The sequence below is a fragment of the Streptococcus sp. KHUD_014 genome (assembly GCF_051106275.1).
Classification (GTDB): Bacteria; Bacillota; Bacilli; order Lactobacillales; family Streptococcaceae; genus Streptococcus.
Map to the genome: position 1 here is coordinate 191,693 of NZ_CP193666.1, position 10,808 is coordinate 202,500.

General features: G+C 44.1%; 6 protein-coding genes, 2 tRNA genes, 2 rRNA genes and 1 pseudogene (1 of these 11 cut by a window edge). All 11 read left to right on the plus strand.

All coding sequences use genetic code 11. The features are described from left to right. Window positions 1-9: 9 nt before the first annotated feature. Window positions 10-675: a potassium channel family protein gene (locus ACORHT_RS01025; RefSeq protein WP_075230255.1), complete on the plus strand. Its 666-nt coding sequence runs from the start codon at window positions 10-12 to the stop codon at window positions 673-675. A 122-nt stretch (window positions 676-797) separates the two neighbouring features. After that, window positions 798-1,640 (plus strand): annotated as a pseudogene (locus tag ACORHT_RS01030) (SSURE domain-containing protein); the annotation flags it as partial. 9 nt (window positions 1,641-1,649) lie between these two features. Further along, entirely contained in the window at window positions 1,650-3,779 is a 2,130-nt protein-coding gene (locus ACORHT_RS01035; RefSeq protein ID WP_434350814.1) for an SSURE domain-containing protein, read from the plus strand. Between the two features lie 80 nt (window positions 3,780-3,859). Next, a complete protein-coding gene (locus ACORHT_RS01040) occupies window positions 3,860-4,558 on the plus strand; it encodes a response regulator transcription factor (RefSeq protein ID WP_434350313.1) in 699 nt (232 codons plus the stop codon). After that, entirely contained in the window at window positions 4,555-5,589 is a 1,035-nt protein-coding gene (locus ACORHT_RS01045) for a sensor histidine kinase (protein ID WP_434350314.1), read from the plus strand. Before ACORHT_RS01040 ends, ACORHT_RS01045 begins: the two co-directional genes overlap by 4 nt. 202 nt (window positions 5,590-5,791) lie before the next feature. Next, entirely contained in the window at window positions 5,792-6,403 is a 612-nt protein-coding gene (gene rpsD, locus ACORHT_RS01050; protein WP_434350315.1) for a 30S ribosomal protein S4, read from the plus strand. A 243-nt stretch (window positions 6,404-6,646) separates the two neighbouring features. Then, window positions 6,647-7,105: a sigma-70 family RNA polymerase sigma factor gene (locus ACORHT_RS01055; protein ID WP_434350316.1), complete on the plus strand. Its 459-nt coding sequence runs from the start codon at window positions 6,647-6,649 to the stop codon at window positions 7,103-7,105. 79 nt (window positions 7,106-7,184) lie between these two features. Further along, window positions 7,185-7,256, plus strand: a tRNA-Glu gene (locus tag ACORHT_RS01060). A 243-nt stretch (window positions 7,257-7,499) separates the two neighbouring features. Beyond that, window positions 7,500-9,046, plus strand: a 16S ribosomal RNA gene (locus ACORHT_RS01065). Between the two features lie 50 nt (window positions 9,047-9,096). Further along, window positions 9,097-9,169, plus strand: a tRNA-Ala gene (locus tag ACORHT_RS01070). Between the two features lie 126 nt (window positions 9,170-9,295). Then, window positions 9,296-10,808: ribosomal RNA gene (locus ACORHT_RS01075) — 23S ribosomal RNA — on the plus strand; it runs 1,388 nt beyond the window's last position. The 16S and 23S rRNA genes sit together here with 2 tRNA genes alongside, the layout of an rRNA operon.

The window sequence follows — 10,808 nt, forward strand, 5'->3', positions numbered from 1 at the left end:
AGGAAAATCATGTCAGAACGTACAATAGGAATTTTAGGTCTAGGTGTGTTTGGTTCAAGTGTTCTAGAAGGGCTCTCAAAGCTAGATATGAACATTATCGCCATTGATAATCACGAAGAACGTATCAATCAATTTGAACCAGTATTAACGAGCGGTGTTGTAGGAGATATTACCGATGAAGAACTCCTGCGCTCAGCGGGTATTGATACCTGCGATACGGTAGTGGTTGCGACAGGGGAAAGTCTAGAATCAAGTGTTCTTGCAGTCATGCACTGTAAGAGCCTAGGTGTTCCAACAGTTATTGCCAAGGTTAAAAGCCATACAGCAAAGAAGGTTTTAGAAAAAATCGGTGCAGATTTTGTTATTTCACCAGAATATGAGATGGGACAGTCACTTGCTCAAACGATTCTCTTCCATAATAGTGTTGATGTTTTCCAGTTAGATAAAAATGTTTCCATTGTTGAGATGGAAATTCCTCAAGTCTGGGTGGGTCAAAGCTTAAATCAACTAGATCTCCGTGGAAGATACAAGCTAAATGTCCTAGGATTTCGAGATCAAGAAAACTCGCCACTAGATGTCCAGTTTGGACCAGACGATATCTTACAAGCCAATACCTACATCATGGGAGTAGTTAATAATCAGCATTTAGACAAACTCGCTGAAATTAGTGAATAGATAACTAATATAAGTAATTTATAAGAGGGATTTAAGAAAAATTTTAACTTTTTCTTAATCCTTTTTAATTTTAGGAGATTATACTAGAGCTATCAAAAAAAGAAAACTCTAAGGAGAATCCTATGAAATTCAATCCAAATCAAAGCTATACTCGTTGGTCTATTCGCCGTCTCAGTGTCGGTGTTGCCTCAGTTGTTGTGGCCAGTGGCTTCTTTATCCTAGTTGGTCAACCAAGTTCTGTACGTGCCGATGTGGTCAATCCGACCCCTGCTCAAGTTGGGACAGATGCTACTTCGGTGAGTGAAAAGAGCGACTTACCAGCAGAGGTTCTCAAGAAAGCAGTTGATGTAGCTCTTCCTTCAGAACAGGCAGAATCAACACTTAAAGCAAGCTTGGATACTACAAGCTCTCCAGAAAAAGCAGATGTAGCTGCTAAAGAACCAGTAGCAGCACCAAAAGAAGAAGTGCAAGCAAAACCAGAATCTAAGAAAGAAACAGAAGATGCGCTTAAACCTGCGACAAATCCTGCGCCTACAGTTTCTGGGCAAGATCGTGAAGCAAGTGAAGCGCAACCAGTAATCACCCCAGCTGAAGTCCAAAAAGGTGTGGCTGACAACACAAAAGACACAGTAGATGTCCCAGCTAGCTACCTTGACAAAGCCAATTTCCCAGGCCCATTCACAGCTGGTGTCAACCAAGTTATTCCATACGAGTTCTTCGCTGGTGACGGCATGTTGACCCGCCTCATCTTGAAAGCTTCTGATAAAGCCCCCTGGTCAGACAATGGTTCGGCTAAAAACCCCGCTCTCCCACCAGTAGAGAAATTGGGCAAAGGTCTTTACTTCTATGAAGTGGATTTGGCCGGTACTCAAGGTAAATCAGATAAAGACTTACTTGAGCTCTTGAAACAAAATGGCACTCAAAGCTATAAAGCAACTATCAAGGTGTACGGTGCGAAAGACGGCAAGGCCGATTTGAGCAATCTTGTAGCGACTAAAGATTTGGATGTCAATTTGAACGGCTTGACTACCCCAGCTGAAGTGCAAAAAGGTGTAGCCGACAATACTAAAGACACAGTAGACGTCCCAGCCACTTACCTAGATAAAGCCAACTTCCCAGGCCCATTCACAGCTGGTGTCAACCAAGTCATCCCATATGAATTCTTCGCTGGTGATGGTATGTTGACCCGCCTCATCTTGAAAGCTTCTGATAAAGCCCCATGGTCAGACAATGGCTCAGCCAAAAATCCCGCCCTTCCACCAGTAGAAAAATTGGGCAAAGGTCTCTACTTCTATGAAGTGGATTTGGCCGGCACTCAAGGAAAATCAGATAAAGAGCTTCTTGATTTCTTGAAACAAAACGGCACTCAAAGTTATAAAGCTACTATTAAAGTGTACGGTGCAAAAGATGGCAAGGCCGATTTGACTAACCTAGTAGCGACTAAGGATTTGGATGTCAATTTGAACGGCTTGACTACCCCAGCTGAAGTGCAAAAAGGTGTAGCCGACAATACTAAAGACACAGTAGACGTCCCAGCCACTTACCTAGATAAAGCCAACTTCCCAGGCCCATTCACAGCTGGTGTCAACCAAGTCATCCCATATGAATTCTTCGCTGGTGATGGTATGTTGACCCGCCTCATCTTGAAAGCTTCTGATAAAGCCCCATGGTCAGACAATGGCTCAGCCAAAAATCCCGCCCTTCCACCAGTAGAAAAATTGGGCAAAGGTCTCTACTTCTATGAAGTGGATTTGGCCGGCACTCAAGGAAAATCAGATAAAGAGCTTCTTGATTTCTTGAAACAAAACGGCACTCAAAGTTATAAAGCTACTATTAAAGTGTACGGTGCAAAAGATGGCAAGGCCGATTTGACTAACCTAGTAGCGACTAAGGATTTGGATGTCAATTTGAATGGCTTGACCACTCCAGCTGAAGTCCAAAAGGGTGTGGCCGACAACACCAAAGATACAGTAGATGTCCCAGCTAGCTACCTTGACAAAGCCAATTTCCCAGGCCCATTCACAGCTGGTGTCAACCAAGTCATCCCATATGAATTCTTCGCTGGTGATGGTATGTTGACTCGCCTTATCTTGAAAGCTTCTGACAAGGCTCCATGGTCAGATAATGGAACGGCTAAAAATCCTGCTCTTCCACCGGTAGAAAAATTAGGCAAAGGCCTTTACTTCTATGAAGTGGATTTGGCAGGTACTCAAGGAAAATCAGATAAAGAGCTTCTTGACTTCTTGAAACAAAAGGGCACTCAAAGTTATAAAGTTACTATCAAGGTGTACGGCGCAAAAGACGGTAAGCCTGACTTAACCAATCTGGTAGCGACTAAAGATTTGACTGTTAACTTGAATGGTTTGACCACACCGACTCAGGTTAAAGAGTCTGTTGTTAACAATGTCAAAGACATGATTGATGTTCCAGCCAGCTACCTTGATAAGGCTAAGGTTCCTGGACCTTTCTTGGCCGGTGTCAACCAAGTTATTCCATACGAAGCTTTTGGTGGAGATGGTATGTTGACTCGCCTCTTGTTAAAAGCCTCAGACAAAGCCCCATGGTCAGACAACGGAACAGCTAAAAATCCTGCTCTATTGCCACTTGAAGGCTTGGCTAAAGGCCAATATTTCTACGAAGTGGATTTGAATGGCAATACGGTTGGCAAAGATGGTCAGGCCTTGCTTGAGCAACTTCGAGCTAACGGAACCCATACGTATCTAGCTACTGTTAAAGTCTATGGCGCTAAAGACGGCAAACCTGATTTGACCAATCTGATTGTTACTCGTCAAGTAACGATTCAGCTTCGTGGAAAAGAAATGGCGACAATACCATCTCAACAAGGTCAGATGAATACGAAGCCTTCTGAAACGGGCTTTACAGGTACGACTGAGGGTATGATGGGTACAAATCACCATATGTCAGATATGAAAGTAGATCAACCAGTTTCTAGCCCAATGGCTAATATGATGAAAAAAGATGATAAAGCGATGCTACCAAATACTGGGGAAGCTAAAACGGCTACAGCTGGCCTTGGTATCTTTGGTCTAGCCTTGGCAGGTCTTGTTGGACTTTTGGGTTTGACAACCAAACGAGAAGATTAAGATTCAAATCACTTAAACATTAGGGAAAATAGTGTTATACTAAAGCAAGTATAACACTGTTTTTATCGAAGGAGTGTCAGATGAAAAAGACAATTTTGCTGGTTGATGATGAGATAGATATTCTAGATATTCAAAACCGTTATCTTATACAGGCAGGTTACGATGTTTTGGTCGCCCATGATGGTAAGGAGGGCTTAGAGCTTTTCAGAAAAAAATCTATCGACCTCATTATCACAGATATCATGATGCCCAATATGGACGGTTATGATTTTATCAGTGAAGTTCAGTATATCGCTCCGGATCAACCCTTCCTCTTTACAACTGCTAAGACAAGCGAACAGGATAAGATTTATGGATTAAGTTTGGGGGCAGATGATTTTATAGTCAAACCCTTTAGCCCACGCGAATTGGTTTTAAGAGTGAATAATATCTTGCGTCGCCTTAGCCGTGGAGGAGAGACAGAACAGATCGAGTTTGGTGACTTAGTGATCAACCATGTAACTCATGAGGTTCGCATTGGGGAGCAACCTTTGGAATTGACAGTAAAATCCTTTGAACTTCTATGGGTATTAGCCAGCAATCCTGAGAGAGTCTTTTCAAAGACGGAACTTTACGAGAAGGTATGGCAAGAGGACTATGTGGATGATACCAATACACTCAATGTTCATATCCATGCTTTGAGGCAAGAGTTGACCAAGTATACAAATTCAAATGCTCCTGCTATCAAAACTGTCTGGGGTTTGGGCTATAAGATGGAAAAATCAAGAGGTAGAAAATGAAATTAAAAAACTATATTTTAGTGGGGTATCTAGTGTCGACTCTACTAACGATTTTGGTCGTTTTCTGGGCAGTCCAACGAATGTTGATCGAGAAAAGTGAAGTTTACTTTATAGTTGGAATGACCTTGATTGCTAGTTTCATTGGCGCTACAGTAAGCATCTTTCTTTTGTCACCTGTTTTTTCTTCTCTGAAACATTTGAAAAAACAAGCCCAAGATATAGCTAGCAAGAATTTTAGTACAGAAATCGAAACCAAAGGCCCATTAGAATTTCAAGAGCTGGGGCAGGCTTTTAATGACATGTCCCGCAATTTGCAGATTACCTTTCAATCACTTGATGAGAGTGAGCAAGAAAAGAGAATGATGATTGCTCAGCTCTCTCACGATATTAAAACTCCCATTACCTCCATTCAGGTTACTGTGGAAGGAATTCTAGATGGAGTAATCAAGGAAGAGGAACGACTCCATTACTTAACCACGATTGGTCGGCAAACTGAGCGTCTAAACAAGCTAGTAGAGGAATTGGATGTTTTGACTCTTAACACACAACCTCAAGATACTGCTGATGAAGAAGTAGAAGAGGTCTTTTTAGATCAGCTGTTGATTGAGTCGATGAGTGAATTTCAACTTCAGATTGAACAAGAGGAGCGAGATGTCTACATTCAAGTAAAGCCAGAGTCTGCGAAAATCAAGAGTTATTATGACAAACTCTCTCGTATTCTAGTCAATTTGTTAAACAATGCATTTAAATATTCAGAACCTGGAACTAGGATTGAAGTACTTGCTCAATTAACAGAAGAAGAGCTGATAATCAGTGTGAAAGACGAGGGTCAAGGTATTCTTCCTGAAGATTTGGAAAAAATTTTTAACCGACTTTATCGTGTAGAAACGTCGCGTAATATGAAGACAGGTGGTCATGGATTAGGACTTGCGATTGCACGAGAACTAGCCCATCAGCTTGGTGGCGAAATCACAGCAGAAAGTCAATATGGCTTAGGAAGCAAGTTTACATTCAGCCTCAATTTGAAATAAAGCCGTAAACCCCCTTTACAAATCTAACCATTCATGGTACAATATCCTTTGTGTGAAATATCAGCAGGAAAGCATGAAGCTCGTCAACAGATGTCTTCTGATAAGTAACCTTGGCTGTTTAGGCGAAGGGCATCTGCACGAATCAGGGCTTTCTAAGTGACTATTTCCACCGAAATATTATTTATATCAGGAGGACATATACATGTCACGTTATACAGGACCATCTTGGAAACAAGCTCGTCGCCTTGGCCTTTCACTTACAGGTACAGGTAAAGAATTGGCACGTCGTAACTACGTACCAGGACAACACGGACCAAACAACCGTTCTAAATTGTCAGAATACGGTTTGCAATTGGCTGAAAAACAAAAACTTCGTTTCACTTACGGTGTAGGTGAAAAACAATTCCGTAACTTGTTCGTACAAGCTACTAAGATTAAAGAAGGAATCCTTGGTTTCAACTTCATGCTCCTTTTGGAACGTCGTTTGGATAACGTTGTTTACCGTCTTGGCCTTGCAACTACACGTCGTCAAGCACGTCAATTCGTAAACCACGGTCACATTCTTGTTGACGGAAAACGCGTTGATATCCCATCATACCGCGTAACTCCAGGTCAAGTGATCTCAGTTCGTGAAAAATCATTGAAAGTTCCAGCAATCCTTGAAGCAGTAGAAGCTACTCTTGGACGTCCAGTATTCGTATCATTCGACGCTGAAAAATTGGAAGGTTCATTGACTCGTTTGCCAGAACGTGATGAAATCAACCCAGAAATCAACGAAGCCCTTGTCGTTGAATTCTACAACAAGATGCTTTAATTTTAAGATATATGATACAGAAAGCCTACAACAGTGGGCTTTTTGCTTTATCTTTGAGATGTTGTTTATTATATAAATAACTTTACGAAAATCTCCATTTGAATTTACAAAGAGATTCACCTAACTTGTCAACATTCACGATTTCCATAACATCAGAGAGTTAAAAAGAGACAAGATAGAAACTAGGGCCCTTCTTTCCTCCTTTCTCTGCTATACTACAAGCAGAGAAAGGGGGAAAAGCAAATGCTTGAGAAATACTACGAAAAGGTAAAAGGGATTGTCCATAAATGCCGAAAAGATTATTATCTCCACCTGTGGGAAAAAGAGGACTGGGATCAAGAAGGACTGTTCTGTCTCTATGAACTTCTCGAGGCCCATCCAGAATTAGTGGAAGAAGAAAAGAAACTCTACGTCTACTTCAAAACAAAATTCCGCAACCGAATCCTTGATACTGTAAGAAAACAAGAGAGCCAAAAGCGACGTCTAGATCGAATGGCTTATGAAGAAGTAGGAGAGATTAGCCATCGACTACCAGAAGGAGGTCTATGGCTGGATGATTATTATGCTCTTCATGAATTGTTGGATAATTATAGAAGAAAGTTGCCCCAAGATAAGCAAGAAGCCTACGAACGTCTCCGGGCAGATGAACGCTTCAAAGGTCGCAAAGCCATGTTGAAAGAGTTAAAGGAAGTAATTCAGTAGAATTGAAAAAAAGTTAAAAAAGGGTGTTGACAAGTAAGAAAAAGTCGGTATAATAGTAAGAGTTGAAAATAACAACTCCGGTCCGTTGGTCAAGGGGTTAAGACACCGCCTTTTCACGGCGGTAACACGGGTTCGAATCCCGTACGGACTATGGTATGTTGCGGATGGAAGCACTTGATGAAAAAGATTAAAAAAATTTCAAAAAAGTGTTGACAAGCGAAAGCGACTGTGATATACTAATATAGTTGTCACTTGAGAGAGATTGAGTGACAAAGACCTTTGAAAACTGAACAAGACGAACCAATGTGCAGGGCACTACAACTAAGGTTGTAGTACTGAACAATGAAAAAAACAATAAATCTGTCAGTGACAGAAATGAGTGAGAACTCAAACTTTTAATGAGAGTTTGATCCTGGCTCAGGACGAACGCTGGCGGCGTGCCTAATACATGCAAGTAGAACGCTGAAGGAGGAGCTTGCTTCTCCGGATGAGTTGCGAACGGGTGAGTAACGCGTAGGTAACCTGCCTGGTAGCGGGGGATAACTATTGGAAACGATAGCTAATACCGCATAACAGTAGATATTGCATGATATCTGCTTGAAAGGTGCAATTGCATCACTACCAGATGGACCTGCGTTGTATTAGCTAGTTGGTGGGGTAACGGCTCACCAAGGCGACGATACATAGCCGACCTGAGAGGGTGATCGGCCACACTGGGACTGAGACACGGCCCAGACTCCTACGGGAGGCAGCAGTAGGGAATCTTCGGCAATGGACGGAAGTCTGACCGAGCAACGCCGCGTGAGTGAAGAAGGTTTTCGGATCGTAAAGCTCTGTTGTAAGAGAAGAACGAGTGTGAGAGTGGAAAGTTCACACTGTGACGGTATCTTACCAGAAAGGGACGGCTAACTACGTGCCAGCAGCCGCGGTAATACGTAGGTCCCGAGCGTTGTCCGGATTTATTGGGCGTAAAGCGAGCGCAGGCGGTTAGATAAGTCTGAAGTTAAAGGCTGTGGCTTAACCATAGTACGCTTTGGAAACTGTTTAACTTGAGTGCAAGAGGGGAGAGTGGAATTCCATGTGTAGCGGTGAAATGCGTAGATATATGGAGGAACACCGGTGGCGAAAGCGGCTCTCTGGCTTGTAACTGACGCTGAGGCTCGAAAGCGTGGGGAGCAAACAGGATTAGATACCCTGGTAGTCCACGCCGTAAACGATGAGTGCTAGGTGTTAGACCCTTTCCGGGGTTTAGTGCCGTAGCTAACGCATTAAGCACTCCGCCTGGGGAGTACGACCGCAAGGTTGAAACTCAAAGGAATTGACGGGGGCCCGCACAAGCGGTGGAGCATGTGGTTTAATTCGAAGCAACGCGAAGAACCTTACCAGGTCTTGACATCCCTCTGACCTCTCTAGAGATAGAGATTTCCTTCGGGACAGAGGTGACAGGTGGTGCATGGTTGTCGTCAGCTCGTGTCGTGAGATGTTGGGTTAAGTCCCGCAACGAGCGCAACCCCTATTGTTAGTTGCCATCATTTAGTTGGGCACTCTAGCGAGACTGCCGGTAATAAACCGGAGGAAGGTGGGGATGACGTCAAATCATCATGCCCCTTATGACCTGGGCTACACACGTGCTACAATGGCTGGTACAACGAGTCGCAAGTCGGTGACGGCAAGCTAATCTCTTAAAGCCAGTCTCAGTTCGGATTGTAGGCTGCAACTCGCCTACATGAAGTCGGAATCGCTAGTAATCGCGGATCAGCACGCCGCGGTGAATACGTTCCCGGGCCTTGTACACACCGCCCGTCACACCACGAGAGTTTGTAACACCCGAAGTCGGTGAGGTAACCTTTTAGGAGCCAGCCGCCTAAGGTGGGATAGATGATTGGGGTGAAGTCGTAACAAGGTAGCCGTATCGGAAGGTGCGGCTGGATCACCTCCTTTCTAAGGATAAGGAATGCACATTGGTCTTGTTTAGTCTTGAGAGGTCTTGTGGGGCCTTAGCTCAGCTGGGAGAGCGCCTGCTTTGCACGCAGGAGGTCAGCGGTTCGATCCCGCTAGGCTCCATTGGTGAGAGATCACCAAGTAATGCACATTGAAAATTGAATATCTATATCAAATAGTAACAAGAAAATAAACCGAAAACGCTGTAGTATTAATAAAGAGTTTATGACTGAAAGGTCAGAAAAATAAGGTTAAGTTAATAAGGGCGCACGGTGGATGCCTTGGCACTAGGAGCCGAAGAAGGACGTGACAAACGACGATATGCCTTGGGTAGCTGTAAGTAAGCGATGATCCAGGGATTTCCGAATGGGGGAACCCAACAGGTAATGCCTGTTACCCATATCTGTTAAGGATATGAGGAGGAAGACGCAGTGAACTGAAACATCTAAGTAGCTGCAGGAAGAGAAAGCAAAAGCGATTGCCTTAGTAGCGGCGAGCGAAACGGCAGGAGGGCAAACCGAAGAGTTTACTCTTCGGGGTTGTAGGACTGCAATGTGGACTCAAAGACTATAGAAGAATGATTTGGGAAGATCAGCCAAAGAGAGTGATAGCCTCGTATTTAAAATAGTCTTTGTACCTAGCAGTATCCTGAGTACGGCGGGACACGCGAAATCCCGTCGGAATCTGGGAGGACCATCTCCCAACCCTAAATACTCCCTAGTGACCGATAGTGAACCAGTACCGTGAGGGAAAGGTGAAAAGCACCCCGGGAGGGGAGTGAAATAGAACCTGAAACCGTGTGCCTACAACAAGTTCGAGCCCGTTAATGGGTGAGAGCGTGCCTTTTGTAGAATGAACCGGCGAGTTACGATATGATGCGAGGTTAAGTTGAAGAGACGGAGCCGTAGGGAAACCGAGTCTGAATAGGGCGCTTTAGTATTATGTCGTAGACCCGAAACCATGTGACCTACCCATGAGCAGGTTGAAGGTGCGGTAAGACGCACTGGAGGACCGAACCAGGGCACGTTGAAAAGTGCTTGGATGACTTGTGGGTAGCGGAGAAATTCCAAACGAACTTGGAGATAGCTGGTTCTCTCCGAAATAGCTTTAGGGCTAGCGTCGACATTAGAGATTCTTGGAGGTAGAGCACTGTTTGGGTGAGGGGTCCATCCCGGATTACCAATCTCAGATAAACTCCGAATGCCAAAGAATTATGGTCGGCAGTCAGACTGCGAGTGCTAAGATCCGTAGTCGAAAGGGAAACAGCCCAGACCACCAGCTAAGGTCCCAAAATAATTGTTAAGTGGAAAAGGATGTGGGGTTGCACAGACAACTAGGATGTTAGCTTAGAAGCAGCTATTCATTCAAAGAGTGCGTAATAGCTCACTAGTCGAGTGACCCTGCGCCGAAAATGTACCGGGGCTAAAACAATTTACCGAAGCTGTGGATACCTTTATAGGTATGGTAGGAGAGCGTTCTATGTGTGAAGAAGGTGTACCGTGAGGAGTGCTGGAACGCATAGAAGTGAGAATGCCGGTATGAGTAGCGAAAGACAGGTGAGAATCCTGTCCACCGTAAGACTAAGGTTTCCAGGGGAAGGCTCGTCCGCCCTGGGTTAGTCGGGACCTAAGGAGAGACCGAAAGGTGTATCCGATGGACAACAGGTTGATATTCCTGTACTAGAGTATGTAGTGATGGAGGGACGCAGTAGGCTAACTAAAGCAGACGATTGGAAGTGTCTGTCTAAGCAGTGAGGTGTGAA

Bases quoted from the DNA above. Each gene is read 5' to 3' on its own strand.
- ACORHT_RS01055 (WP_434350316.1), top strand. From the start codon at position 6,647: ATGCTTGAGAAATACTACGAAAAGGTAAAAGGGATTGTCCATAAATGC.
- ACORHT_RS01025 (WP_075230255.1), top strand. From the start codon at position 10: ATGTCAGAACGTACAATAGGAATTTTAGGTCTAGGTGTGTTTGGTTCA.
- ACORHT_RS01040 (WP_434350313.1), top strand. From the start codon at position 3,860: ATGAAAAAGACAATTTTGCTGGTTGATGATGAGATAGATATTCTAGAT.
- ACORHT_RS01045 (WP_434350314.1), top strand. From the start codon at position 4,555: ATGAAATTAAAAAACTATATTTTAGTGGGGTATCTAGTGTCGACTCTA.
- rpsD (WP_434350315.1), top strand. From the start codon at position 5,792: ATGTCACGTTATACAGGACCATCTTGGAAACAAGCTCGTCGCCTTGGC.